This is a genomic window from Comamonas serinivorans, from assembly GCF_002158865.1.
In the GTDB taxonomy this organism is placed as follows: Bacteria; Pseudomonadota; Gammaproteobacteria; order Burkholderiales; family Burkholderiaceae_C; genus Comamonas_E; species Comamonas_E serinivorans.
Genome location: NZ_CP021455.1, coordinates 1,629,684 through 1,655,733, shown reverse-complemented (window position 1 = coordinate 1,655,733; position 26,050 = coordinate 1,629,684). Strand labels below are relative to the sequence as shown.

The window sequence follows — 26,050 nt, the reverse complement described above, 5'->3', positions numbered from 1 at the left end:
CCCGGCGAGGTCAGCGCATCAGGCAGCCAGGCGCGGGCGGTCGACCACCTGGTTGTCCACGCCATTGACCAGGGCGCTGAGGCGGACGTCGAACACGATCTCGGCGAAGGGGCCAGTCAGCCCCTCGGCTTCGATGCGGGCAGGGTCCGTGTGCTCGACCAGCGGCGGCACCAGGCCTTCGCGCGTGGCGTAGGCGAAGTCGTCGTACACCAGCGGATCGCCATCGATGTTGATCTGCGTCGTCAGCTTGCGGTGGCCGTCGGCCGACACGAAGTAGTGGATGTGCGCAGGCCGGTTGCCGTGGCGGCCCAGCTGGTTCAGCAAGGCCTGGGTCGGGCCATCGGGTGGGCAGCCATAGCCCACGGGCACGATGGTCTGGCATTTGTAGCGGCCCTGCGCGTCGGCGATGATGGTGCGGCGCATGTTGAACGGCTGCTGCTCGCCCGTGGGGTCGAAGTGGGAGTAGAAGCCCTTGGTGTTGGCGTGCCAGATCTCGACCTGGGCACCCGGCACCGGCTGGCCGTTGGCGCCATACACCGTGCCGTGCAGGATGAGCGTGTGGCCGGCGGTGTCGCTGCCGTCGTCCAGGCGTGCAAAGCCGTGCTCGACGGGGGCGCCCGCCACGTACAGCGGCCCCTCGATCGTGCGTGGCGTGCCGTTTTCCACCCCCAGCGTCGCATCCTCGGCGTCCATGCGCATGTCGAAATAGCGGTCCAAACCCAGACCGGGCGACAGCAGCCCCGCCTCGCCCCGCTCGCCCAACTGGTTCAGGTAGGCCACGCCGGCCCAGTACTCGTCGGAGGTGATGTTCAGGTCTTCGATGGCCTTGAACAGGTCGGACAGGATGCGGTGGACGATCTGCTTGGCGCGCGGGTTGCCGCCGTCCTGGTTCAGGCCGCTGGCCAGGCGCAGAAAATCCTGGACTTCTTCGGTGTTGAAGATCTGGACGCTCATCGGGGTCTCCTTGTCGTGGGTAGGCATGAATGGATGGAAAAGGCCGGTTCGGGCGGCTCAGGCCACGGCATTGGCGGCGGGCCCGACGCTGATGCGCGGCCGATCGCGGCGGAAATGCTGAACGCGGTCTTCGTCGAGCGCAATGCCCAGGCCGGGGCCGGTCGGCACCGTGAGGTGAAAGTCGGCATAGGTCAGCGGCTGCGCGAGGATCTCCTCCGTCAGCAGCAGGGGGCCGAACAGCTCGGTGCCCCACTGCAGCTCGCGGAAGGTGGCGAACGCGTGGGCCGAGGCGATGGTGCCCACCGCCCCTTCGAGCATGGTGCCGCCATACAGCTCGATGTGGGCGGCATCGGCAATCGCCGCAACCTGCTGCGCGGCTTGCAGGCCGCCCGATTGCTCGGTCTTGATGGCGAACACGTCGGCCCCGCCGTCGCGGGCCAGCGCAAAGGCGCTGGCTGGGCCGGTCAGCGACTCGTCGGCCATGATCGCGATCGGGTAGCGGCCCTTGAGCCGCGCCAGCACGTCGGCCGTGGCCACGGGTTGTTCGGCCAGTTCGCAGCCCGCATCGACCAGACCGGCCAGGCCCTGCTGGGCCTCCAGCTCACTCCAGGCCTTGTTCACATCCACGCGCACCGCGGCGCGATCACCCAGCGCCTGCTTGATGGCGGCCACGTGCGCCACGTCCTCGCGCACCGACTTGCGGCCGATCTTGAGCTTGAACACCTGGTGACGGCGCAGGGCCAGCATGCGCTCCGCTTCGTCGATGTCGCGGGCCGTGTCGCCCGAGGCCAGCGTCCAGGCCACCGGCAGGCGATCGCGCAGGCGGCCCCCCAGCAGCTCGGACACGGGCAGGCCCACGCGGTGGCCGAGCGCGTCGAACAGCGCCGTCTCCACCGCGCACTTGGCAAAGCGGTTGTCGTGGATCGCGGTGTTCAGCCGCGCCATCAGCGCCGGCACGCGGTTCGCGTCAGCCCCCAGCAGCAGCGGGGCGAAATAGGTGTCGATGGCGAGCTTCATGCCTTCGGGCGATTCCGCCCCGTAGGCCAGGCCGCCGATGGTCGTGCCCTCGCCCACCCCGACGGTGCCGTCCGAGCACCGGATGCGCACCAGCATCAGCGTCTGGCCGTTCATGGTGGCCATGGACAGCTTGTGCGGGCGGATCGTGGGCAGGTCGACCAGCAGGGTCTCGACCTGATCGATGACGACAGGGCCCGAAGCAAGGGTCCGGGCTGGCGCGGTGCGGGGTGTGGTGTCCATGGCCTGCATTGAACGACAGCACCGCGCGATCGATCCAACACCAAATTGATCTGATTCCATACCCAAAGGGTATGAAGCGCACACAACACCTTGAAAACCAACGATTTACAATGACCCAATCCCAGCGTGGCATGGTTTTCCCTTATGGATTTGCGCCAGATCCGATCGTTCGTGGCCGTGGCCAACACCCGCAACTTCACGCGCGCCGCCGAGCAGTTGCACATCGCCCAGCCCCCCTGAGCCGGCAGATCCAGCTGCTCGAAGAGGAGATGGGCGTGCAGCTGATCGAACGCAACCGCCGCCCCGTGCGGCTGACGCCGGCGGGCCGCGTGTTCTACGAACAGGCCCTGCAGGTGCTGCACCAGGTGGGCCAGATGAAGACCGCCGCACGCCAGGTCGGCTTGCAGCAGCGGCAGTCCATCTCGGTCGGGTACGTGGCCTCGACGCTGTATGGCGGGCTGCCCATGCTGGTGCGCATGTTCCGCCAGCGTCATCCGGACACCGACGTGCACCTGGTCGAGCTGTCGTCCGTGCAGCAGATCAGCGAGCTCAAGTCCGGCCGCATCGACCTGGGTTTCGGCCGCATCCGCACCACCGACATCTCGGTCGCGCGTACGGTGTTGCGGGAGGAGCGGCTGATGCTGGCGATTGCGCCCGGCACGCCGCTGGCCCGTGAACACCGCCACGCCAGCCTGAGCGACGTGGCCCAGCAGCGCCTGATCGTCTACCCCAAGGAGCCGCGGCCAAGCTTTGCCGACCACGTGCTGGGCCTGCTGCACGACCAGGGCATCCAGGCCGCCGAGGTCCACGAGGTGCGCGAGCTGCAGACCGCACTCGGCCTGGTCGCGGCGGACATGGGCGTGTGCATCGTGCCGGCCGCCGCGCGGCTGCGCTCGGACCTGGTCTACCGGCTCATCGACGACGAACGCGCCACCTCACCCATCATCCTCAGCCACCGGCTGAACGACGACTCCTGGTACATCGCGGCCATCAAGCAGCTGATCACCGAGATGTACGCCGCCAACCCGCCCTGGCTGGACATCAAGACCAACGTGTTCCCCGCCTTCGATGGCGCGGCCGCCCTGCCCGACTCGGCGGCCCCACCTGACGCGGGCGGCGACGACCCAGGCTGACCGGCACCGCGTCCGCGATCCACGGTTTTGAGCACCCGGCCAGCCTGTCAGACGCCAAGGCCTACGCCAAATCCGAGCCGTTGGCGGTTCAACGAACCGCGTGCCGCGCAGGCTCACCCCAGGGACCATCCATGCCGCAGCCATCTGAACGCAACACCGCGGCCCCGCCGCGCGACGGGGGGCTTGCCTCACCCTGCACGAGGCACTGCCCCAACGTGGGCGCGCGCCCACTGCGTCTGTTCCTGCGTCAAGCCGGCACCTGCGCGCTTGTCCCATGCAGCGAGCAGCGAGTCAGGCGACCGAAGCCGGAGAAAGGCGCGCCCGGCAAGATGCGTCCGAGGCAACGCGTCATGCCACCACTTGACCAGCAGTATCCATGGATCCCGATGAATTTTTCATCGAAAACCACCTCATACTCCTCAGTCCTGAAACACCGGCGCGCGTTTTTCCAGGTTGGCGGTCACGGCTTCGGCCTGGTTGGGCGTGCCGATCAAGGCCTGTTGCTCGACCGACTCGGCCAGCAAGAGCTCGCCCGTGCTCACGTCGAACGACTCGCTCGCGTTCAGCAGGCGTTTGCCGGCGCGAATCGCCGCCGGGTTCTTTTGGCCGATCTGGGCCGCCAGCGCCAGCGCTTCGGCCAGCGGGTCGGCCACCACGCGCGAGACCAGGCCCAAGCCCTGTGCCTCGTCGCCCCGCACGATGCGACCGGTGAAGGTCAGCTCGCGCGCCACGTCGTCGCGCACCAGGCGGCGAAAACGCGCCATGCCGGTCAAATCGGGCACCAGGCCCCATTTGATCTCCATGACCGACAGCTGCACATCGGCCGTGGCCAGGCGGATGTCGGCGCTGAGCGCCAGCTGCAGGCCGGCGCCAAATGCCACGCCATGCACGGCCGCGATCACCGGCACCGGCAGCTCGTGCCAGCCCCAGAACGCGTTCTGCGTCACGTTGCACAGCCCATGCGTGCGCGTGCTCACGTCGCGGTAGGCTGGACCACCGGGCTCGGCCGCGTCGCGAAAACGCTTGAACGAGGCGAAGTCGTAGCCGGCCGAGAACGCGCGCCCCCGGCCCGAGACCACGATGGCACGCAGGCCGGGCTTGACCTGCAGCTCGGCGATCGCGCCGTTCAGCGCCGTCAGCATCTCGGGGTCGATGGCGTTGAGCTTGTCCTCGCGCACCAGTTGCACGTGGGCCACGCCGTGGGGCAGTTGTTCGATGAGCACGCGGTCGTTCATGGGTCTCCTGTCAGCTTGAAGCGGTCCAGCCGGCATTCAAGCGCAGTCGCCCGCCGGCGGGTGTCAAGCACGCGCCTGCCGAGCCGGCCCGGCCGCGCCGGCGGGTCTCGGGGGCGACCCGTGGCGGTTCGGCCACCGGCGTTGTCGCCAGGCGTTGATCTAACCGGGTGCGGGCGGCGAACCATCGAACCATGGGCCCATGGGCCGCCCGGCCAATCGCCCAACCCCAGCGTTGCGGCGGCCAAGCGGGCGTCCAGCCACGCGGCTCGGGCTGGGAGACTGGCCCGTGATCAGGCCGCCACCAAGCAGCGCCCCGGCTCAGCGCGATGGCGCCTCGCGGGCGCTGCTGCGCGCCTGGCTCAGCAGCTGCAACAGCTGCTGCTGCAGGGGCTGGGGAAAGTGGTTCAGCAGTTCGCCGGCGATCTGTTCGCGCTGCGCCTGCAGCTCGGCGAACAACGCCTGCCCGCGCTCGCTGAGGTGCAGGCAGCGCAGGCGCTTGTCGTCGGCGCTGGGTGTGCGCAGCAACCAGCCCTTGTCCTGCAGCTGGCTCAGGGTGCGCGCCATCTGCGCCTTGTCGGTGTGGCTGCGCGCCACCAGGTCTTTCTGCGTCAGCCCGGGATGCCGCCCCGTCTGCATGAGGATGCGCACCTCGTTGAAGGTGAGGTCCGGCGTGGCGGCCTGGCTGGCCGCCATCAAGCGGTTGCGGAACAGGTGCAGCAGGTCGTGCAGCACTTCGAACACGTCGGCACTGAGGGACGATGACGTCATGGGTATTGTTGACAATGTCAACTTTATGCGTGATAGTTGGTGGACTTTATCAATCAAATCACACCATGTCCACAGACCCCAAATCCGTCATGCAACGCGTGCGTCACCCCTTCACCTCGCGCCACGTGCAGCTGCTGGCGCGCGACACCGTGAGCCCCGGCTTCTTGCGGCTGACCGTCGGCGGCCCCGGGCTGCAGGGTTTCCTCAGCGCCGGCTTTGACGACCACACCAAGCTCATCCTGCCGCAGGCCGGCCTGGACAAGCCCAACCTGCCGCAGCTGGTGGACGGCCGCCCCCACGTCGAGGGCGAGCGCCCCACCATGCGCGACTACACGCCGCTGCACCACGATGCCGAGCGTCACACCCTCACGCTGGACGTGGCCCTGCACGGCAGTGGCCCGGCCGTGGAGTGGGCGCGCAGTGCGCCCATCGGCCAGTGGCTGGGCCTGGCCGGCCCACGCGGCAGCCTGGTGGTGTCCCCGCAGCAGGACTGGCACTGGCTGCTGGGCGATGAAACCGCCATGCCGGCCATCGAACGCCGCCTGGCCGAGTTGCCGGCCACCACCCGCGCCGTGGTGCGCGTGCAACTGGCCAACCCGGCCGACCAGCGCGCCTGGCGCAGCGCGGCGCAGCTCGACCTGCAATGGGTGCCGTCCCTGACCGCCGCCGTGGCCGCGCTGGACCTACCCCCGGGGATGGCTTCGTCTGGGCCGCCGGCGAGAGCCGCACCATGGCCGCGCTGCGCAAGGCCATCCTGGCCAAACCCGGTGCCAACGCCAAGCGCATGCGCATCGCCGCGTACTGGAAGCAAGGCGAAGCCGGCCACCACGAAGAGCTGGCCGACGCCTGAGGCGCTGCGCCCCGGCCTGGAGCATGGACTTGGGGTTGGCAGAGCGGTCTGCCAGCCCGGCGCCGGAGAACGCGCCGGCTGACGGCCCGGCCACATGGCGGCGCGCTCAGCTGGCCCGGCAGACCGGCCAACCCGCCGGCGTGATCGGCAGCAACGCCGCGTTGCTGACGATCGCCAAGCGGGCCCCACAGCCGCTGGACGACCGCACCGGGCTGTGCAGACACTCGAGCCCCAATCCCAAACTACCAGTATGGCCACTACATCGATACATCTGAATCGGCAACAGGCCCATACTGCCCATTTCCCCACCAGCCTGCCGCAATCCGGTCCGCCAAGCCGCCAGGCCGCCTAGCAAAGCGCCGGCCCCCGCCCCTACAGGCCGCCACGGACCCAGCGCTGGCAGCAGGGTCTCGCCCTGCGGCGACGGATTGCCGCGCCGGCAGCCGCCACAATGCCCCGCATGCCTGATCTGACCCACACCGCTTTTTCCTTCCTCGACCTGGTGCCCGTGCGCGAAGGCGGCACGGTGCGCGAGGCCATCGCCCAGGCCGTGAACACCGCCCGCCATGTCGAGCGACTGGGCTTCTCGCGCTACTGGCTGGCCGAGCACCACAACATGGTCGGCATCGCCAGCTCGGCCACGGCCGTGCTCATCGGCCACATCGCCGGGGCCACCGAGCGCATCCGCGTCGGGTCGGGCGGCGTCATGCTGCCCAACCACGCCCCGCTGGTGGTGGCCGAGGCCTTCGGCACGCTGGCCGAGATGTACCCGGACCGCATCGACCTCGGCCTGGGCCGCGCACCCGGCACCGACCCCCACACCATGCGGGCCTTGCGTCGCAACGTGGGCGTCGAATCGGCCGAGGATTTCCCCCGTGACGTGGCCGAGCTCGAACACCTGCTGGGCAACGTCGAAGACGGCCAGCGCCTGGTGGCCACGCCTGGCGCGGGCACGCACGTGCCCATCTGGCTGCTGGGCTCCAGCCTGTTCTCGGCGCAGCTGGCGGCCTACAAAGGCCTGCCCTACGCCTTTGCCTCGCACTTTGCGCCGCGCCTGTTGATGCAGGCGCTCGAGATCTACCGCGCCAACTACCGCCCGTCCAAGCGCTGGCCCAAGCCGCACGCCGTCGTCGGCGTGCCGGTGATCGCCGCGCCCACCGATGAGGAAGCCCGATTCCTGGCCACCAGCTCGCAACAGCGCGTGCTGGCCATCCTCACCGGCCAGCGCGGCAAGCTCAAGCCGCCCATCGAGGGCTTCTGGGACATGCTGGACGACCGGGCCCGCGCCGGCATCGAGGACTTCCAGGCCATGGCCGTCATCGGCGGGCCGGAGACCGTGCGCGCCGGTCTCACGTCCATCGTCCAGGCCACGCAGGCCGACGAACTCATGTTCGTCTGCGACATCTTCGACCCAGCCCTGCGCCTGCGCTCGCTCGACATCGTGGCCCAGTGCAAGGCGGCGGCCAGCTGACCGGGGCGGCTGCCTCAATGGGCCCTGCAAGGCATGGCCCCCATGGTGCGCCTGGCCACCCAAGGGTGAGCACCGCCGGTGCGCGCCGCGCTTCAGCCGATGCGCGCGCTGGCCGCTCGCGCCAGCTGGAGCCGTCCTGCAGCAAGCGACCGGTGGCCATGCGCCAGCCCTGCTGCAGACAGGCGCGTGTTGGCCCATCGCCTGCCGGCTCAGGCGGGCTGCGCTGCCGGGTCCTCATGCCCTGAACATCGCCCCACTTCCTGGCCGCTCGGCCCTGCGTCCTGGATCCGGCACCGCGGAGAGCGCGTGTCGAGGCCCTCAGGTTGAAGCATTTGTACGACAAAACGTGTCGTATTCATCAGGGTGGGCCAGCAATGTGAGCCCCCGACGCACCCAACCTGCGGCATGGCGGCGCGATTGCCGATGATGCGGACCCCCACACGCGGTGCGCCGCTGTAAAGGCCTATGTCCGTTTCCTCGTCCTTTGTCCGCTCATCCCGCCTGCGCCGTTTTCGGGTCGACGTGGGCACCATCATCACGCTGGTCGTGGTGGTGCAATCGCTGCTGTTGCTGGGCCTGGGCTATTGGGGCGCGCAGCGGCTGGTGGGCGCCATGGGCGAATCGGTGCACCGCGCCGATCACCTGCGCGTCGAGGACAAGATCCATGCCTTCCTGGCCAAGGCCGCATCCGTGGTGAGCGCCATGGCCGCCTCGCCCAGCCTGGAACCCGCGGGGATCATGCCCAGCAGTCGGCAGAGCTGCTGTGGGTGCTGTTGCAGCAGTCGCCCGAGCTGGACAGCGTCTACGTGGCCGATGCCGTCGGCCACATGCTGATGGTGCAGCGCTACCCCGAGCCCGCCGTGCGCCACATCGCCCGCAGCCACGGCATCACCCAGGAAACCTGGGAGTACAAGCCCCTGCCCGACGACCAGCGCGACCCGCGCCAGCGCTTTCAGACCCAGCGCGTGGAGGTGCGCCAGTCCCAATACAACCCCGTCGCCCGCACCTGGTTCACCGAAGCGGTGCGCACCGGTCAGCCGGTGTGGACCACGCCCTACATCTTCCAGGCCGCCCAGGAGCTGGGCGTGACCTACGCCATCCCGGACTACCGGCGCGATGGCGACGACGTGCAGCTGATGGTGGTGTCGGGCGACGTGACGCTGGGGCGCCTGTCGGACTTCGTGCACCAGTTCAGCAGCGCCGGCTATGGCCACAGCGCGCTGATCAGCGCCGAGCAGCAGGTGCTGGCGCGCAGCGACGTGCCCGGCCGCACCCGCAGCCTGTCCAGCCCGCAAGGCGGGGTGCTGGGCGCCATCCATGCCCACCTGCAGGCCGAGGGCCGCGACGGCACGGCCAGCGTGCACTTTCCCCTCATGATCGACGGCCAGCGCTTTCTGGTGCAGGCCTCGCGCATCGCCAGCACAGGCTGGCAGCTGGTCAGCTGGGTGCCCGAAGACCAGCTGCTGGGCGGCTTGCGGCGCTCGGTGCTGCTGGCGCTGGGCGCGATGATGGTGTTCCTCGGCATCGTGCTGCTGCTGGCCCTGCACCTGTCCAAGCGCGTGACCACGCCCGTGGAGCAGCTGTCGCACATCGCGCGCCGCATCGGCCGGCTGGATCTCGACGAACTGCCGCGCGTGAACAGCCCGGTGCTCGAGCTGCAGCACCTGGACCACGCGCTGGACGAATCGGCGCGGGGCCTGCGGGCCTTCCGCCGCTTCGTGCCCCTGGACGTGGTCCAGCAGCTGCTGGACGAGGGCCGCCCGCTGCAGCCCAGCGGCGAGCCGCGCGAGGTCACCGTGATGTTCACCGACATCCACGGCTTCACCACCCTGGCCGAGTCCACCCCGACCACGGTGCTGGTCGACCAGCTGACGCAGTACTTCAACGTCGCGTCCGAGGTCATCGCGCGCCATGGCGGCACCATCGACAAGTTCACCGGCGACGGCATCATGGTGCTGTGGGGCGCGCCCACCGAGTTGCCGGATGCCGAACTGAAGGCCTGCCAGGCCGCGCTGGCCCTGCTGGAGGCCACCGACCGGCTCAACGCGCGCTGGGCCGAGCAGCAGCTCGCCCCCTTCGACACCCGCATCGGCATCCACACCGGCGTGGTGGTCGCCGGGGTGCTGGGCGCCCACGACCGCCTGGCCTACACCGCCGTGGGGGACACCGTGAACGTGGCCAGCCGCATCGAGGGCATCAACCGCAAACTGGGCACGCGCGTGCTGGTCTCCGACACCACCGCGCAGGCCCTGGCCGGCCGGCTGACGACGCGCCCCATCGACGCTGTCGAGCTGCGGGGGCGCCAGCAGCCGCTGATGGTGCACGAGCTGCTGCCGCTGACGCGCGGCGATTGAGCCGGCTGGGCGCGCGGGCCGACGCAGGCGACCCGGCCCGGCGTTTGACGGCTTCCCAAAGTGGATCGCCGCGCCGCCGAAGACCGGCCCAGCACCGGTGCGCGTCCAATGCCAGCCCGGGCCGTCAGCGCTGCAGCACCACGCGCTGCAGCACCTCGGCCTCGCCGTCGATGGCGCTGACCCGGCCGTCGGCGTCGAACCTGACGTGGAATTCCTCGAAGCTGCTCAGCCAGTACCGCCAGACGCGGCCGTCCAGCCGGGGCGTTTCGCTGGCCACGGGCCAGCCCAGCGACATGGCCACCTGCTCGCGCGTCATGCCCGGCGTCACGCGTTGGCTTCGGACGGCCTGACGCACCGCGGCCGGTGCCCGGGCCAGCGCCAGGCGGGGGTCGGTCGGCTGCACATAGCGGCGGGCGAAGGCCTCCAGGTCCAGGTCGCGGCTGTAGTCGTTGCCCAGGTCCTGGGGCGTGCCGTCCACGGTGGTGTGCACGCGCTGGCGCCCATACCCGGTGACGACCACAGGCGTTCCCGCTTCGATGACGCGCTTGTCCGGCGCCACGTAGTTGATGTCGCTGATCCAGCTGCCGTCGGTGCGCATGTTGCAGCACAGAAAGCCGCTGAACGTGGGCAGGGCCGCGCGCGCCCGGGCCGTTCCTGGCCGGGCCTCGTCGGGCTGGGCCTGCGCCACGCTGACCGCCAGCGCGGCGCTGCCCAGGCAGGCGGTGGCAATCAGGCAACGGATGAGGGTCGGCATGGCAGTCGTCCTTGCAAGCGGGGGGACCAGTGGAAGCGTCCGAGACGCGGGCCACGGCGGCGCGGTGCGCCACGACCAGGCACCAGGCGCACATCGGTCCCGGTGCCTGCGTGGCGATCGGCGATGGACCGGCATTGTGACGCGGCCCGGCGTGCAGGCCTCGCACTGCGCCGGCCGCCGCGTGCCGCCGGCGACCACCGCCATGCGCATGGGTGACAATGCACGCCACCCCAGTTCAGCACTTCCTCCATGCCTGCGTATTCATTTGAGGCACTCGACGACCAGGGCCAGGCCCGCAAAGGCGTCATCGATGCCGACACGGCCAAGGCCGCGCGCGCGCTGCTGCGCGGCCAGTCCCTGGTGCCTTTGGCGGTCACTGCCGTGGGCGCCGACGAAGGCGACGCCCCCAAGTCCTCGCGCGTGTTGTGGGCCAGCAAGGTGTTCAGCGCCACGGGCCTGGCGGTGTGGACGCGGCAGATCGCCGGCCTGGTCAGCTCCGGCCTGCCGCTGGAGCGCGCCCTGACGGCACTGGCCGAAGAAACCGAGGACCTGCGCCAGCGCAACCTGGTGGGCGCGCTGCGTGCCGAGGTGAATGCGGGGTCGAGCTTTGCGCGCGCGCTGGCCCAGGAGCCGCGCGAGTTCTCCGAGGTCTACCGCGCCGTGATCGCCGCTGGCGAGCAAGGCGGCGACCTGGGCGAGGTGCTGGAGCGCCTGGCCGACGACCTGGAAGAGCGCCAGGCCCTGAAGGCCAAGCTGATGGGGGCGGCGCTCTACCCCATGATCGTCACGGTCATCGCCGTGGTCATCGTCATCTTCCTGGTCAGCTACGTGGTGCCGCAGGTGGCCGGCGTGTTCGCAGGCAGCAACCGCACGCTGCCGGTGCTGACGCGGGCCATGCTGGGGCTGTCGGACTTCGTGCGCGGCTGGGGCTGGTGGGTGGCGGGTCTGCTGGTGCTGGCCGGCCTGGGGCTGCGGTACGCCCTGCGCTCGCCAGCCTTCCGCGAGCGCTTTGACGCCTTCTGGCTGCGCCTGCCGGTGATCGGCAAGCTGGCGCGTGGCTACAACGCGGCCCGCTTCGCCTCGACGCTGGCCATGCTGAGCGCGGCCGGCGTGCCCATCCTGCGCGCGCTGCAGGCGGCGGGCGAAACCCTGTCCAACCAGGCCATGCGGGCCGACGCGCTGGAAGCCCTGGTCATGGTGCGCGAGGGCGCGCCGCTGGCCACGGCCCTGGCGCAGAAGAAGCGCTTTCCAGGCCTGCTGTCCATGTTCGTGCGCCTGGGCGAGCAGACGGGCGAGCTGCCGGTGATGCTGCAGCGGGCCTCGCGCCAGCTGTCGATGGAGGTGCAGCGGCGTGCCATGCAGCTGGCCACCATCCTCGAGCCCCTGCTCATCGTGCTCATGGGCGCGGTCGTCGGCACCATCGTGCTGGCCGTGCTGCAGCCCATCATCGAGCTCAACAGCTGGGTGAAGTGACCGAACGTCCCCATACCAAGAGTATTCACCTGTTGCCGTTCATTTTTGCACGGCATTCCATGCATACCCCTGATTTACCGATGTAGAAAGGCTGACATGGCAGCAACGCTGGAGGGCCAGCTGGTCGTGGCGATCTCGTCGCGCGCCCTGTTCGATTTCGAGGAAGAGAACACCTTGTTCGAGCAAGGCGATGCCGACGCCTACATGCAGCTGCAGCTGCAGCGCCTGAACGTGCCGGCCCGCCCCGGGGTGGCGTTTTCGCTGGTGCGCAAGCTGCTGGCCTTCAACCAGCCGGGGCAGCAGCGGGTCGAGGTCGTCATGCTCTCGCGCAACGACCCGACCAGCGGCTTGCGCGTGTTCCGCTCGGCCGCGGCCCTGGGGCTGGCCAGCATCCAGCGCGGCGTGTTCACCCAGGGCGCCGACCCCTTCGGCTACCTGCGGCCGCTGGGCGCGCACCTGTTCCTGTCGGCCAACGGGGCCGACGTGCGCGAGGCGCTGGCGCTGGGCTACCCCGCCGCCCAGGTGGCCACGCACGCCATGCGGGCCTCTGACGCGCACCCGAACGAGGTGCGCATCGCCTTCGATGGCGACGCCGTGCTGTTTTCGGACGAGGCCGAGCGCGTCTACCAGGCCGACGGGCTGGACGCCTTCCAGTTGCACGAGCGGACCAAGGCCGAGCTGCCGCTGCCGCCCGGGCCCTTCAAGCCGTTTCTGGCCGCCTTGCAGCAGCTGCAGGACCGGCGGCCACCGCGCCTGCCCGGGCAGGCGCGCGGCCTGCAAGCGCCCGAGCCGGCCCACGGCGAGCGCCCACCGCTGGCCGTCGCAGACGCCGAGCCGCAGGCGACGCCCATGCGCATCCGCACCGCCCTGGTCACGGCGCGCAGCGCACCGGCTCACGAGCGCGCGATCCGCACGCTGATGAGCTGGAACATCGCCGTGGACGAAGCCATGTTTCTGGGCGGCCTGCCCAAAGGCGCTTTCCTGCGCGAATTCCAGCCCGACTTCTTCTTCGACGACCAGACCGGCCACGTGGATTCAGCCGCCAGCTACGTGCCCGCCGGACACGTGGCGTCCGGCGTGCGCAACTGAGCGGGCGAGCCAGTCTGCACATCGCTTCAGGCCATCGGCTGAATGGAGTATCAACGCCTTGCCGTTTTCTGATGAACGGCAGTTCGACCATACTCCATGATCATGGCACATCCCGGGTCAACCGCAGCACACACGCACCCGGCTCAGCGAACGCCCCGTCCGGCGTCGGGCCACGGCCCTGACCAGCCCGCCGCGCCCCCCGGGGCCCGTCGCTCGCTAGGACGAGCGCCCCCAGCCGCAAGCGCCCCGGGCCACACAGCGTCACGGCCTGGCCAGCCTGCAGCACCTGGTCGTCCGCCCTGCCCTCGGCCGTCAGCCACAGGCGGCCGTGCACCACCTGCACGGTCTGGCGCTGGGCCGGCGACAGCACCAGCACCTGGGGGCCGTCGGCCTCGCGCAGGTGCCAGTAGGTGACGGCCGAGTCAGGGGCGCTGTCTGGCGCCGCCGTGCGGCCTGGGTCCTCAAACGGATGCCCAAGGGCGTCCCCGCGCAGGTTCTCGAATGGGCTCCCGAATGGGTGCACAAATGGGTCCCCGAATACGCTTCCGACGGGGCCTCCAACGAGGTCGCCATGCGGCGCCGCATCCTTGGCCGGCGCGCTGTGCAACGGCTCCGTGCGCAAGGTCAGGCCACGACTCGTCAGCGGCTGGCCACCGCCTTGAGGCGCGCAGACCGACGCATGCGGCTGGCCCTGCACCCGCCAAGCCGCCCCCACTGCCGTGGCGTGATCCGCCAGCAAGCGAGCAGCCGCGCTGCGCCCGGTGACCAGGGCCGCGATGCGCCGCCACCTGGCACCGCGATGCGGTTCGGAGACAACCAGACAGAGGGGGGAGAGATGAGCAGACATGGCAGGCAAAAGGGTCGATCAAGGCTGTACACCAGGCCGCCGGCGTGGCCGGTCGATCTGGGCTGAATCGCCCGCCCCACCGGTGCTGTCTCGGGGACTGCAGGTCTGGCGCGAGGGGTGATTCCGTCCGATGAAGTGTCCGCCCGCCCTGGCACACCCGCCAGCGGCAACGGGCCGCTGTCTGCACCAGACAGCCGGTTTCAGGCCCGCCGCTGTCTGGTGGCGCCGGCGCGCATCTGTCTGCCCCTGGCGCAACCTGAGCCGCACAATGGCGCATGCGCTCCGACGTCACGCCCACCCCGAAGTACCGCACCCTCGCCACCCACGTCATGCAGGCCATCGAACAGGGCGTGCTGCGTCCCGGTCAGCGCCTGCCTTCGGTGCGCGACTGGGCCCAGCGCTTCGGGGTATCGCACAACACGGCGCTGCAGGCCATGCGCACGCTGGAAGACGAGCTGTGGGTGTCGCCCCGCGCGCGCTCGGGCTTTTACGTGCGCGCCCGGCCCGAACCCGCGCGCCTGAAAGCCCCGCGCCTGGATGTGCCGCCGCTGGAGCCCACCGCCGTCACCCTGGACTGGTATGCCCAGCGCCTGCTGGGCTCGCACGCGCGTGAGGGCGTGGTGACCTTTGGCACCGGCACGCCCGATGCCCAGCTGCTGGCCCCGGAGCGGGTGCGCACGGCCCTGCACCAGGCCGTCACCCGCAACGCGGCCTCGCTCACGGTCTACCCCCACGAGACGGGTGCGCCGGTGCTGCAACACGCGCTGGCCCGCTTTGCGCTGGACCTGGGCTGCGTGCTGCCCCCCGAGGACATCGTCATCACCCAGGGTTGCATCGACGCCATTGCCTGTGCCCTGCGCGTGTGCACCCAGCCCGGCGACGTGGTGGCGATCGAGTCGCCCGCGCACTTCTCTTTCCTGGAGCTGTTGCAGAGCCTGGGCCTGCGCGCGCTCGAGGTGCCCACCCACGCCAGCCACGGCATGTCGCTCGACGCGCTCCAGCTTGCGCTGGACACCCACCCCATCAAGGCGGTGCTGGTGGTGCCGACCTTGCAAAACCCCTTGGGCAGCTGCATGCCGCCGTCGCAGCGCAAACGCCTGGCGCAGATGGCCAGCACGCACGACGTCGCGGTGATCGAGGACGCCGTCTACAACGAATGGGCCGACGACGACGCCCACCGGCGCACCGTGAAGGCCCACGACCGCAGCGGCCACGTCATGCTCTGCCACTCGTTCACCAAAACCCTGGCACCGGGCCTGCGCCTGGGTTGGCTGCACGCCGGCCGCTGGACCGATGCCGTGCGCACGCTGCGCGACAAACAGATGGGGGCACCGACCACGGTGCTTCAGCTGGCCCTGGCGCAGTTGATCGGCCACAGCCACGCGGCCCACATGCGCCAGCTGCGGCAGAAAACCAGTGCGCGCCTGCGTGAGGCGCGGGGGCTGATCGCCCGCCACTTCCCCAAGGGCACGCGCCTGTCCAACCCCTCGGGCGGCCTGTTGCTGTGGCTGCAACTGCCGCCGGACGTCGATGCCGAACGCTTCGAGGCACGCTGCCTGGCCGAAGGGGTGCTGGCCCCGCCCGGCCGGTTCTTCAGCCTGACGGGCCGCTACGAAGGCTGCTACCGCATCGCGCTGGGCGCCTGGAGCGATGCGCACCGCCAAGGCCTGATCCGCATGGGCCAGCTGGCCCACGACCCGGCCTGAGCGTCGCCGGTCGGTCGGTGGTCAGGCCACGACGGCCGGCTGCAGCAGCACCACGCGCACCAGCACCACGAGCGCGGCGGCCATGGCCAGCAGCACGAGCAGGCCCACCCACATCAGCCGCGTGAGGCGGCGGTTGGTGCGGCGCTGCTCCTCGGCCAGGGCGCGCAGCTCGACCGAGTGGTTGGGCGCGCGTTGCGACAGGTACTCGTGCAGCAGACGCGGCAGCTCGGGCACGAGCTGGGCGTAGCGCGGCGCTTCGTTCTTGAGTTCGCGCCAGAAGCGCTTGGGACCAACCTGGTCGACCATCCACGACTCGAGGAAGGGCCGTGCCGTGACCCAGAGGTCCATGTCGGGATCGAGCTGACGGCCCAGGCCCTCGACGTTGAGCAGGGTTTTCTGCAGCAGCACGAGCTGAGGCTGGATCTCGACCTGGAAGCGGCGCGAGGTCTGGAACAGCCGCATCAGCACCATGCCCAGCGAGATCTCCTTCAGCGGCCGGTCGAAGTACGGCTCGCAAACGCTGCGGATGGCCGATTCGAGTTCGTCGATGCGCGTGTCGCGCGGCACCCAGCCGCTTTCCACGTGCAGCTCGGCCACGCGCTTGTAATCGCGCCGGAAGAACGCCGTGAAGTTCTGCGCCAGGTACTCCTTGTCGTACTCGGTCAACGTGCCGACGATGCCGAAGTCCAGCAGCACGTAGCTGCCGAAACTCTCGGGCGCCAGGCTCACCTGCAGGTTGCCCGGGTGCATGTCGGCGTGGAAGAAGCCATCGCGGAACACCTGGGTGAAGAAGATGGTCACGCCGTCGCGGGCCAGCTTGGGGATGTCGACACCGGCCTCGCGCAGGCGCTCGATCTGGCTGATGGGCACACCGCTCATGCGCTCCATGGTCACCACCTCGGGGCGGCACCAGTCCCAGTACATCTCGGGAATGCGCACGCTGGTCATGTTCGCCATGTTGCGCCGCAGCTGCGCGGCACTGGCGGCCTCGCGCAGCAGATCGAGCTCGTCGTGCAGGTACTTGTCGAACTCGTCGGCCACCTGCTTGGGCTTGAGGCGCTTGCCGTCGGCGGAGGCCCGCTCGATCCAGCCGGCCACCATGTGGATCAACGCCAGATCCTGGTCGATCACGTTCAGCATGCCGGGCCTCAGCACCTTCACCGCGGCGGACTTGATCACGCCGTCGACCTCGATCTCGGCAAAGTGCACCTGGGCGATGGACGCGCTGGCCACGGGCGTGCGGTCGAAGTTCCGGTACAGCTGGTCGATGGGCTTTTTGAAGGCCCGCTCGATGATGGCCACCGCCTCGTCGCCCGGGAAAGGCGCCACTCGGTCCTGCAGCAGCGCCAGCTCGTCGGCCAGGTCGGTGGGCATGAGGTCGCGCCGCGTGGACAGCACCTGCCCCAGCTTGACGAAAATCGGACCCAGGCTTTCCAGCGCTTCGCGCAGGCGCTGGCCCCGCGGCGCCGACAAATCGCGGCCCAGGGACGCAAAACGCGCCAGTGCGCGCAACCAGGGTTTCTCGAAACTGTTGAGGACCAGCTCGTCCAGGCCATATCGCAGCGCCACCCACAGGATGTAGGCGCCGCGCCAATACCGCTTCATGGTTCTGCCTTGCCGCGTCCCAATGAGGAGGCCTTGTCGACAAAGCCTTTCAAGGCGGCTGCCGCCGAGCGCGCCACATTGCCCACGGCGTGCGCCGGCCCGTCGCCGATCACGCGCGCCAGGTCTTCCTCGACATCCCAGCGCAGGTTGTCGACCAGCCAGTTGATGTCGGCAGCCAGCTGCACATCGCCTTCGATGCGGACGGCCGGACGCTGCCCCGTTGCCGCGCTCTTGACCAGCTCCAGCGGCGATTCATCGGTGACGGTGAGGATGAGGTCGGCTTCGGGCGCATCGCTGAGCTCGAGCAGGCCAGCCGGGGTGATGCGCACCTGGGCGTTCAGGCTGCGCCAGGCCAGCCGCACCGAGCGGCCTTGTTGACCCAGCAGCCGCTGCTGCGCCTCGGGTTCCTGCATCAGCAGGTGGTTGACGAACAGCACCGCGCGATGCTGGATCTCATGCGTGAGCCAGGCCGGCGGCTGCAGGGCGCCACCCAGCTTGTCCAGTGCCTGGGTCAGGAAAGAAAAAGGGGACGATGTTGCCATGTCCCCATTATTCAACGAATTGCCAGTCCCCCTGGCAGCACGAGCCGGTATACAGCCCAGCCGCCGCGGGTCACTGCGCGCTCATTGCAGCGCTTGCACACCGGCCACCAGCCAGCCACCACCGCTCTTGCGCTTGGTCATGTTCCAGACCTCGCGGAACGGCGTCGGGCCGGCGCCCACGTCTTCGCGGATCAGGCCGTTGAACTCGACGCTGGCCATGTACTCGTCAGCCAACTCCTCGATGCCCAACAGTTGGGCCTCGACCTTCACCACGTCGGTGTGGTTGGGCTGACCCGGCGCGCTGTGCTCGCGCTCGGCGAGCTGGGCCTGGATTTCGCTCAGCATGCCATCCGTCATCATGGCGCGCAGGGCCGGGATGTCGGCGCGGTCCCAGGCGCTTTGCAGCGTGACGAAATTGCGCTTGGCCGCGGCCACGAAGCCGTCGGTGTCGAAGTCGGACGGCACGCCCCAGGTTTGCGAACCCGACAGGGCCGAACCGATGATGGAGCCACCCGCCGCGGCGCCCGCGTTCGAGAAAGCGGTGCCCTGGCTTTCCCACGGACGTGCCGCAGCGTCGTTGCCCACATGGCTGGGGTTGTAGCCGCCCGGCGTCTGCACGTTGCCCGGCGCGCCAGCGCCCTGGTAGGCCATGCGGTTGCCCATCTGGCCAGCCTGGCTGCGGTTCTTGAGCATGCGGAACACCGCCACCGCCACCATGACCAGCAAGGCGATCAGCAGGATGTTGGCAAAGCCTTCACCCAGGCCCAGCGAATTGGCCAGCCAGGCCAGGCCCAAGCCTGCGGCGATGCCACCCAGGATGCCCATCCAGGGCTTGCGCGTGGCGGCCGCCGCAGCGCCGGCCGCGCCAGCGGCACCCGCCGTGGCAGCCTGGTTGCCCGGTGCCTGCACCGGAGGACGAACTGCTTCACGCTGGGTCACGTTGCTCGACTGACGCCCCATGGAACTGCCACCCCCCATGCGCTTGGCTTCGGCGTCAAAGGTGGTGAACAGCATCAGGGCCGCCACAATGATTGAAAACAGTTTGATCACTCCGCCTCCGGTATGAAAAGAATTGAACCAGTCGGCATGGCTGCCGATGTGGGTGCAAGGATCGCATGCCGGCCCCGCAGGCGCAGTCGCGCCACACGATGTCCCTCGTCAGGCGTGGTCTTGCGCGCGTGCGAGCCGCTGGGTCAGCGCCCGGGCAGCCTCAGCACTTGATGCCCACGTGCAGGGCCGCCACACCCGCCGTCATGTTGTGGTAGTCCACATGACCGAACCCGCAGTCCTTCATCAGGCCCTTGAGCTCTTCCTGTCCCGGGTGCATGCGGATGGATTCGGCCAGGTACCGGTAGCTGTCGGCATCGCCGGCCACCATGGACCCCATCTTGGGCAACACCTTGAAGGAGTACCAGTCGTACAGCGATTGCAGCGGCTTGGCCACACGCGAGAACTCCAGCACCAGCAGCTTGCCACCAGGCCGCAGCACGCGGTTCATCTCGCGCAGGGCCTGGTCCTTGTGCGTCATGTTGCGCAAGCCGAACGCCACGCTCACCAGGTCGAAATGCCCTTCGGGAAAGGGCAGCGCCTCGGCATCGCAAATCACCGTGGGCAGCAGCACGCCCTGGTTGATCAGGCGGTCACGGCCGGTGCTCAGCATGGCCTCGTTGATGTCGGTGTGCACCACCTGGCCCGTGGGGCCCACCTTCTTGGCAAACGCCAGGGCCAGGTCGCCCGTGCCACCGGCGATGTCCAAGGCCTTGTCGCCGGGCTTGAGGTTGGCCACCAGCACGGTGTAGGCCTTCCAGGCCCGATGCAGGCCACCGGACATCAAATCGTTCATCACGTCGTATTTGGACGCCACCGAATCGAACACGCCGCGCACGCGGCGGGCCTTGTCCTGTTCATCGACCGATTCGTAGCCGAAATGCGTTTTGTTCATGGGCGTGATCGTAGTGGATTGGGTATGCGCCGAGCGCGCGCCGCGTTGCGGCCCACAGGCCGCGCAAGGCGCGCCTGCCTGCGCGTGACCCGGAGACGGGTTGCCGGCGATGGGGGTGGCGCCGCCGCCAAGGCCAAGGCGTGCGCAGTGCCTTGCATCATCTTCAATGGCAGTATGGGCCTGCCACCGTTGTTTCAACAACGGCAGCCGGCCCATACTCCGCTCATTGAGCGGCTTTTTCCTGCTTGCCCTGCAGGCGCTCGTCGGCACGCTGCAGCTTGCGCTGACGCAGCTCGTCCTGCACCACGCGGTCATCGGCGCTCAACTGATCCAGCAGGGCGCGCCGCGTCTGCGCCGCGTTGTCCAGGCAGCGGTTCACGGCGAACTGCTTCCAGCACTGCGACTCGGCCTGCCGGAAATCGGCTGCGGCCTGGTCCCGCTGACGCGCAAAGTCGGCGCGGCGCTGTTCCAGCGTTTCCTCGTCCATGCGCTGGAGTTCCGCTGCCGACAGGCGCGGCTTGGCCATCAACTCGGGCGCGACCAGCGGCTGACCGCCGCAAGCCGCCAGGCCCAGCACCCACACCCCGATTCCCCATACCTTCATGGGCCGCAACAAACTGGCCGGCACACGCATCACATCAACACCTTTGCGTCATCGGATGAAGCGGGGCTCGGGCACGGTGGCCAAGTCGCCTGGCACGGTGCTCAGGTACTTGGACAGGGCCTTGAGCTCCTGATCGCTGAATTGCTTGGCCTGTCCGGCCATCACGGGATTGCCGCGCCCCCAGGTGCGATGGGTGTCATCGCGGTAAGCCTTGAGGGAGGCGTACAGGTAGTCCGCATACTGGCCCGCGATCTTGGGCGTGTTGCCGTCGATGGGCTTGGAGAAGTTGGCGCCGTGGCATGACACGCACGCGCCCTTTTGCAGCAGCGAGGCCACCTGCGGGCTGGGCGTGGGCACCGTCACCTCGGTGGTGGATGGCTTGGCCGAGGCCTCGTAGAACGCGGCCACGTCGGCGATGTCCTCATCCGTCAGCGAGCCGCCGATGCCGCGCATGCTCGGGTGCTTGCGCGTCCCCTCGCGGTAGGCCTTGAGCGCGGCCTCGATGTACTTGGCGTTCTGTCCCGAAATCTTGGGCACGTGGTACACCTCGGGAAAGGTGGCCTTGTACCCTGGGATGCCATGGCAGCCAATGCACATGGCGACTTTGTCCTTGCCTCGATCTGCGTTCCCTGCCACCGCTTGCGCGTTGGCCACTGTTGCCACCTGCATCGTGAGGACGGCGGCAAACATGAGAGACAATGTTTTTTTCATATTCTGCGCACAATTTCTGGTGTGTTGAGACAGAACTGCTCTGATCGCGACCATTCTAGAGTGATTGCATTCACCCACCTGTCACCTTACGGGACATTCTTTTCGGGATTGGCTTGACCATGAAATTTGAAGGCTCCAAGAACTACGTTGCCACGCAGGATCTGATGCTGGCGGTGAACGCCGCCATGACGCTCAAGCGCCCGTTGCTGGTCAAGGGTGAACCCGGCACGGGCAAGACCATGCTGGCCGAGGAAGTGGCCGAAGCCCTGAAGATGCCGCTGCTGCAGTGGCACATCAAGTCCACCACCAAGGCCCAGCAAGGCCTGTACGAATACGACGCCGTGAGCCGCCTGCGCGATTCGCAGCTCGGCGACGAGCGCGTCAAGGACATCGAGAACTACATCGTCAAGGGCGTGCTGTGGCAGGCCTTCGTCAGCGACGAGCCCGTCGCCCTGCTGATCGACGAAATCGACAAGGCCGACATCGAGTTCCCGAACGACCTGCTGCGCGAAATCGACCGCATGGAGTTCTACTGCTACGAAACCCGTCAGCTGATCCGCGCCAAGCACCGTCCGCTGGTGTTCATCACCTCGAACAACGAGAAGGAGCTGCCGGATGCCTTCCTGCGCCGCTGCTTCTTCCACTACATCAAGTTCCCCGAGCCGGACACGATGAAGCAGATCGTGGACGTGCACTTCCCAGGCCTGAAGGCCGAGCTGCTCACCGCGGCCATGAAGGTGTTCTACGACGTGCGCAACCTGCCCGGCCTGAAGAAGAAGCCCTCGACCAGCGAACTGCTGGACTGGCTCAAGCTGCTGGTGGCCGAAGACATCCCGCTGGATGCGCTGCAAAGCGCCGACGCCAAGGTGGCCGTGCCGCCGCTGGTGGGCGCGCTGCTGAAGAACGAGCAGGACGTGACGCTGTTCGAGAAGCTGGTGTTCATGAACCAGCGCAACCGCTGATGCGGCGGCGGCGTGGCCCCACGCCCCACCGCCTGCGCCATGCCGGCCTGCGCGTCGCATGACCGCAGGCGGCACCATGACCAGTATGCCTGGGTTTCCGTTTGTTGATGAACGGAAACCCAGGCATACTGCCTTTCAACCTTCACACCACCCGTCCCATGACCCTCGCCAATCGCTTCGTTGAACCCGTGGTGCTGCAGCGCGGCGGCCTGCGGCTGGAACCCCTGGCCCTGTCGCACGAAGATGGCCTGCGGGCCGCGGCCGCCGATGGCGAGCTGTGGACGCTGCGCATCACCTCGGTCCCCGAACCCGAGCAGACGCCCACCTACATCGAGCAGGCCCTGCAGATGCGCGATGCGGGCTCGCGCATCGCCTTCGCGGTCATCGACGAAGCCTCGGGCCGTGTGCTGGGCACCACCAGCTACCACGACATCGTGCCGGCGGTAGACCGGCTGGAGATTGGCTACACCTGGTATGCCCAAAGCGTGCAGCGCAGCCACGTGAACACGACGGTCAAGCTCATGCTGATGACGCACGCCTTCGAGACCCTGGGTTGCGCGCTGGTGGGCTGGCGCACCGACAACTTCAACTTTGCCAGCCAGCGCGCCATCGAACGCCTGGGTGCCAAACGCGATGGCGTGCTGCGCCACCACGCCTTGCGCCGCGATGGCACGGTGCGCGACACCGTCATGTACAGCATGACAGCCGGTGAATGGCCCGAAGCCAAGGCGCAGCTGCTCTACCTGCTGGGCAAACCGCGCTGAGCTGCCGGTCGTCGGCCGACCGATTGCGCGCTGGCGAGTGGCGCAGCGTTCCGTTGCGCTTGGAGGCAGCGCCTGGACCGGCCGTGGCAAGCGGATTCCCTGCCTGACCGCACCGCCCACACGCCAACACCCCTTTGAAGCGCGTTGCCCTGATCGGCCAGCTGACGCGGGCGCGTGGCACGAGCCACCTCCGGCAGCCTGGGGCGCATCGCGCTCAACCTTGTTCGGCGACGGTTTCAGGACTCCTCAACAGGACCGGCAAGATGCTGCCCCAAGGGCCCCGCATCGGCTGTGGCAACATGACCTGACAAGTCGACTCAGGGAGTGCCATGTCCACCGTTGCATTCGTTCAGGGGCAGTTGCTCATCCAGGGCCAGGCCATCGCCCTGCCCGTGCCTGTGGCCCAACTGGCCACGCTGCTGGGCCCCAGCCGGCACCGGCAGCTGAAGTACACCCACGTCTTCACCTGGGACGCGCTGGGCCTGATGGCCTACGCCAAGGATGGCGCGCTGGCCGAGGGCTTGATGCTGCAGCTCAGCCCCGGCCAGTTCGACTTCAGCCCGCAGACCCCGTTTGCGCAGGCCTTGACGATGGACGGACACGACGTGCTGCACCTGCGCGCCACCAACCCCAGTGCCCTGGTGCCCCTGTTCAAGGGCGACCGGGGCAAGGCCATCGTGCATGGCGGCTTCAGTGTGTGGTTCAAGGTGGAAGACGGGGTCGTGACGGCCCTCGAAATTGCAGCCCATGCACCCCAACCGGCCGCCCCGGCGCCGGTGCCCGCCGAGCTCGATGCGCGCTTTGCGCACCTGGCCCCTGTGGTGAAGCGCTGGGTGGCCGCCATCCGCGAGCGGGTGCCCGATGACCACCCCTACAGCACCTGGATTCCCGGCGTCGACGCCGCGCAGATCGCGCGCGGCATTCGGCTGGGCGACGGCCACCAGGTGCCCGATGAGCTGGTCAACTTCTACCAGCTGGTCAACGTGGCCTACCACCCGGTCACTTCGGCCGCCCAGTTGGTGGTCGGCGAGCACGGCCACAGCTACACCTTGCAGGCCTTCAAGGACCTGCGGCAGGCCTGGCAGGACCTGCAGAACCTGAGCGACGACCTGGATCCGCCGCCCGACGCCACAGCCTCCACGCACATCCTGACCCAGGCCTATGCCCACCCCGGCTGGATTCCGCTGGCGCACGACACCTGCCCAGGCCCCGAGGGGCGATACGGGCAAATCATCGAGCTGGACAACGAATCGTGGGCGCGCACCGTGGTGGCGGATTCGCTGACCGACCTGCTCGAGCGCAACAGCGACGCCCTTGAGCGCGGCCAGGTGGCCGCCTTGGATGTCATGCGGGGCAGGTCTGACGGCAGCGAGCCCGCGTGACGCAGCGCCCGCATGACGCGCACAGCGGTCATCGCGAAGGTGCGCCCGGATGGTCGATTGATTTCAAAGCAGTATCCATCGATTCCCGTTCTTCACGCATCGGCAACCGATGGATACTCCATGACCTACAACACAGGCGACATCATGCCCACCACGTTCTGCACCAGCCGAACGTGGAACGGCCAGGCCCGCACGGCGTCCAGGCTGACGGGCCGCGACACCGCCAGATAGCCCAGCAGGCGCTCGCGGACCTGCGCCGCCACCGCGCAATCGGCGATCAGCAGGTTGTTCTCGTAGTTCAGCTCCAGGCTGCGCCGGTCCATGTTGGCCGAGCCCACCAACGCCAGCTCGCCATCCACCGTCAGCGCCTTGGTGTGCAGCAGGCCCAACGGGTACTCGTGAACGGCCACGCCGGCCTCCAGCAGGTCGGCATAGGTGCTGCGACAGGCCTTGCCCACCAGCCACGAGTCGCTGCGCGCCGGGAAGATGACCGTGGTGCGCACGCCGCGCCGCGGGGCGGCACACAGCGCGCGCAGGATGGATTCGTCGGGCACGAAATACGGCGTGGTGATGAGCAGCTCGTCGCGCGCCGCGTACAGGCTGGCCACGAACATGTCCGACATGGCGTTGTGGCGCGCGGTGGGCCCGGTTTCAAACACCTGGGCGACGCAGGCCGATTCGGCCGCGGCCGCCTCGTCCGGTGCCGCGCCGAGCAGCGCGCGCAAGTCCTCGCCGGTTTCCGGCACCCAGCCGCTCAGGAACAGGCTTTGCATCTGGCGCACCACCGGGCCCTCGCACCGCAGCAGCAGGTCGATCCACGGTGCAAAGCGGGCTTTGATGCGGAACGCCGGATCGGCGCAGTTCTGGCTGCCGCAGTAGCCGATGCGGTTGTCGATGACCACCAGCTTGCGGTGGTCGCGCAGGTCCACGCGGCTGAACGCCATGTGCCACAGGCGCGAGACGTCGTCCAGCGTGGCCAGCAGCTGCACGCCGGCGCTGGCCAGCTCACGCCACAGTGCGCTGCGGCGAAAGGCCCGCGAGCCCAGCGCGTCGACCATGACGCGGCACTGCACGCCGCGCCGGGCTGCCGCGGCCACGGCCTGGGCCATGCGCGTGCCGGTGTCGTCGTCCAGCCAGATGTAGAACGCGATGTGCACCTGGACCTGGGCCTGCTCGATGTCGGCGATGAGCTGGTTCATGGCCGCCCGCACATGGCGCGTCGGCTCGCTGGGGGTCGCCTCGGCGTCGCCCAGCAAGGTGATGCGGTTGCCCGCCACGGCATGAAAGCCGTTGATGGAACGCCCCAGGTCAAACAGGGAGCGGAGCTTGGCGGGCACCTGCTCGGGATCGACGCCGGTTTCGTCGGTCAGCCGCAGCTGCGACGCCGTGCGCCGCAGGCGCCGCACACGCGCCCAGCCCACGCTGGTTTCGCCGAGCAGCAAATAGGCCAACACCCCCACCACCGGCAGCAGCATGACCACCGCGACCCAGGCCACGCGCGAGGCCGGCGAGCGATTGGGCCGCGTGAGGGCCCGCGCCACCACCCCCAGGTGCACGAGGAACAGGAACAAGGTCCAGAGTTGGCCCAGGGACACCTGGAGCCCGTTCAGCCCGGTCGGCATGGCAGATCCGCAGTCAACGACGATG

Annotated in this window: 22 protein-coding genes and 2 pseudogenes; 11 read left to right on the top strand and 13 right to left on the bottom strand. The window is 68.8% G+C overall.

Annotated features, from left to right (window positions below; all coding sequences use genetic code 11):
• Positions 1–18 precede the first annotated feature (18 nt).
• Both catA and CCO03_RS07045 read right to left on the bottom strand, forming a co-directional pair.
• Entirely contained in the window at positions 19–954 is a 936-nt protein-coding gene (gene catA, locus CCO03_RS07050; RefSeq protein ID WP_087279088.1) for a catechol 1,2-dioxygenase, read from the bottom strand.
• Between the two features lie 57 nt (positions 955–1,011).
• Complete coding sequence (locus CCO03_RS07045) at positions 1,012–2,211, bottom strand: muconate/chloromuconate family cycloisomerase (protein WP_087284339.1); 1,200 nt, start codon at positions 2,209–2,211, stop codon at positions 1,012–1,014.
• 144 nt (positions 2,212–2,355) lie between these two features.
• On the opposite strand from CCO03_RS07045, the pseudogene CCO03_RS07040 reads away from it, so the two are divergent.
• Positions 2,356–3,344: pseudogene (locus CCO03_RS07040) on the top strand (LysR family transcriptional regulator).
• Positions 3,345–3,763: 419 nt separating this feature from the next.
• Here the strand turns inward: CCO03_RS07040 and CCO03_RS07035 are convergent.
• Both CCO03_RS07035 and CCO03_RS07030 read right to left on the bottom strand, forming a co-directional pair.
• Complete coding sequence (locus tag CCO03_RS07035) at positions 3,764–4,579, bottom strand: crotonase/enoyl-CoA hydratase family protein (protein ID WP_087279083.1); 816 nt, start codon at positions 4,577–4,579, stop codon at positions 3,764–3,766.
• Between the two features lie 318 nt (positions 4,580–4,897).
• Positions 4,898–5,347 (bottom strand): MarR family transcriptional regulator, encoded by a 450-nt coding sequence (locus CCO03_RS07030; RefSeq protein ID WP_087279080.1) that lies wholly within the window; start codon positions 5,345–5,347, stop codon positions 4,898–4,900.
• A gap of 65 nt (positions 5,348–5,412) precedes the next feature.
• Here CCO03_RS07030 and CCO03_RS07025 point away from each other — a divergent pair.
• The 4 genes and pseudogenes from CCO03_RS07025 (at position 5,413) to CCO03_RS07015 (ending at position 10,022) form a co-directional block, all read left to right on the top strand.
• A pseudogene (locus CCO03_RS07025) lies at positions 5,413–6,197 on the top strand (siderophore-interacting protein).
• A 460-nt stretch (positions 6,198–6,657) separates the two neighbouring features.
• Positions 6,658–7,668, top strand: a complete 1,011-nt coding sequence (locus tag CCO03_RS07020) for an LLM class flavin-dependent oxidoreductase (protein ID WP_087284336.1) — start codon at positions 6,658–6,660, stop codon at positions 7,666–7,668.
• A gap of 465 nt (positions 7,669–8,133) precedes the next feature.
• A complete protein-coding gene (locus CCO03_RS20330) occupies positions 8,134–8,502 on the top strand; it encodes a hypothetical protein (protein WP_236904062.1) in 369 nt (122 codons plus the stop codon).
• Positions 8,436–10,022, top strand: a complete 1,587-nt coding sequence (locus CCO03_RS07015; protein WP_236904060.1) for an adenylate/guanylate cyclase domain-containing protein — start codon at positions 8,436–8,438, stop codon at positions 10,020–10,022. The genes CCO03_RS20330 and CCO03_RS07015 overlap by 67 nt, the downstream gene beginning before the upstream one ends.
• 124 nt (positions 10,023–10,146) lie before the next feature.
• On the opposite strand, the gene bamE is transcribed toward CCO03_RS07015, so the two are convergent.
• Positions 10,147–10,776, bottom strand: a complete 630-nt coding sequence (gene bamE / locus CCO03_RS07010; RefSeq protein WP_087279077.1) for an outer membrane protein assembly factor BamE domain-containing protein — start codon at positions 10,774–10,776, stop codon at positions 10,147–10,149.
• Positions 10,777–11,025: 249 nt separating this feature from the next.
• Here bamE and gspF point away from each other — a divergent pair, with 249 nt between their 5' ends.
• Together gspF and CCO03_RS07000 are read left to right on the top strand one after the other, a co-directional pair.
• Positions 11,026–12,249: a type II secretion system inner membrane protein GspF gene (gene gspF, locus CCO03_RS07005; protein ID WP_087279074.1), complete on the top strand. Its 1,224-nt coding sequence runs from the start codon at positions 11,026–11,028 to the stop codon at positions 12,247–12,249.
• Positions 12,250–12,345: 96 nt separating this feature from the next.
• A complete protein-coding gene (locus tag CCO03_RS07000; protein ID WP_087279071.1) occupies positions 12,346–13,338 on the top strand; it encodes a 5'-nucleotidase in 993 nt (330 codons plus the stop codon).
• A 100-nt stretch (positions 13,339–13,438) separates the two neighbouring features.
• On the opposite strand, the gene CCO03_RS19540 is transcribed toward CCO03_RS07000, so the two are convergent.
• On the bottom strand, positions 13,439–13,861 hold the full coding sequence (locus CCO03_RS19540) for a DUF2917 domain-containing protein (protein ID WP_157667547.1): 423 nt from the start codon (positions 13,859–13,861) through the stop codon (positions 13,439–13,441).
• A 599-nt stretch (positions 13,862–14,460) separates the two neighbouring features.
• On the opposite strand from CCO03_RS19540, the gene CCO03_RS06990 reads away from it, so the two are divergent.
• Entirely contained in the window at positions 14,461–15,891 is a 1,431-nt protein-coding gene (locus CCO03_RS06990; RefSeq protein WP_087279065.1) for an aminotransferase-like domain-containing protein, read from the top strand.
• 21 nt (positions 15,892–15,912) lie between these two features.
• Here the strand turns inward: CCO03_RS06990 and ubiB are convergent, their stop codons facing one another.
• The 6 genes from ubiB to CCO03_RS06960 form a co-directional block, all read right to left on the bottom strand.
• Positions 15,913–17,496, bottom strand: coding sequence for a ubiquinone biosynthesis regulatory protein kinase UbiB (ubiB, locus tag CCO03_RS06985; protein WP_087279062.1), 1,584 nt, complete (start codon positions 17,494–17,496; stop codon positions 15,913–15,915).
• The gene (locus CCO03_RS06980) at positions 17,493–18,038 is read right to left on the bottom strand and encodes a hypothetical protein (protein ID WP_087279059.1); all 546 of its coding nucleotides are present in this window, start codon (positions 18,036–18,038) and stop codon (positions 17,493–17,495) included. Before CCO03_RS06980 ends, ubiB begins: the two co-directional genes overlap by 4 nt.
• An 81-nt stretch (positions 18,039–18,119) precedes the next feature.
• A complete protein-coding gene (locus CCO03_RS06975; RefSeq protein ID WP_418236043.1) occupies positions 18,120–19,052 on the bottom strand; it encodes a Tim44 domain-containing protein in 933 nt (310 codons plus the stop codon).
• A gap of 196 nt (positions 19,053–19,248) precedes the next feature.
• Complete coding sequence (gene ubiE, locus CCO03_RS06970; RefSeq protein WP_087279056.1) at positions 19,249–19,980, bottom strand: bifunctional demethylmenaquinone methyltransferase/2-methoxy-6-polyprenyl-1,4-benzoquinol methylase UbiE; 732 nt, start codon at positions 19,978–19,980, stop codon at positions 19,249–19,251.
• A gap of 223 nt (positions 19,981–20,203) precedes the next feature.
• On the bottom strand, positions 20,204–20,584 hold the full coding sequence (locus CCO03_RS06965) for a hypothetical protein (protein WP_157667546.1): 381 nt from the start codon (positions 20,582–20,584) through the stop codon (positions 20,204–20,206).
• Positions 20,585–20,632: 48 nt separating this feature from the next.
• Positions 20,633–21,295 carry a c-type cytochrome gene (locus tag CCO03_RS06960; RefSeq protein ID WP_087279050.1) on the bottom strand — a complete coding sequence of 221 codons (663 nt, stop codon included), beginning with the start codon at positions 21,293–21,295 and terminating at the stop codon, positions 20,633–20,635.
• A gap of 119 nt (positions 21,296–21,414) precedes the next feature.
• Here CCO03_RS06960 and CCO03_RS06955 point away from each other — a divergent pair, with 119 nt between their 5' ends.
• The 3 genes from CCO03_RS06955 to CCO03_RS06945 all read left to right on the top strand — a co-directional run bounded on the left by CCO03_RS06955 (position 21,415) and on the right by CCO03_RS06945 (position 24,403).
• Positions 21,415–22,257 carry an AAA family ATPase gene (locus CCO03_RS06955; protein ID WP_087279047.1) on the top strand — a complete coding sequence of 281 codons (843 nt, stop codon included), beginning with the start codon at positions 21,415–21,417 and terminating at the stop codon, positions 22,255–22,257.
• Positions 22,258–22,415: 158 nt separating this feature from the next.
• Positions 22,416–23,021: a GNAT family N-acetyltransferase gene (locus tag CCO03_RS06950; RefSeq protein WP_087279044.1), complete on the top strand. Its 606-nt coding sequence runs from the start codon at positions 22,416–22,418 to the stop codon at positions 23,019–23,021.
• A gap of 329 nt (positions 23,022–23,350) precedes the next feature.
• Positions 23,351–24,403, top strand: coding sequence for a DUF7738 domain-containing protein (locus CCO03_RS06945; RefSeq protein WP_087279041.1), 1,053 nt, complete (start codon positions 23,351–23,353; stop codon positions 24,401–24,403).
• Positions 24,404–24,528: 125 nt separating this feature from the next.
• Here CCO03_RS06945 and cls read toward each other — a convergent pair whose 3' ends face one another.
• The gene (cls, locus tag CCO03_RS06940) at positions 24,529–26,025 is read right to left on the bottom strand and encodes a cardiolipin synthase (RefSeq protein ID WP_087279037.1); all 1,497 of its coding nucleotides are present in this window, start codon (positions 26,023–26,025) and stop codon (positions 24,529–24,531) included.
• Positions 26,026–26,050 lie beyond the last annotated feature (25 nt).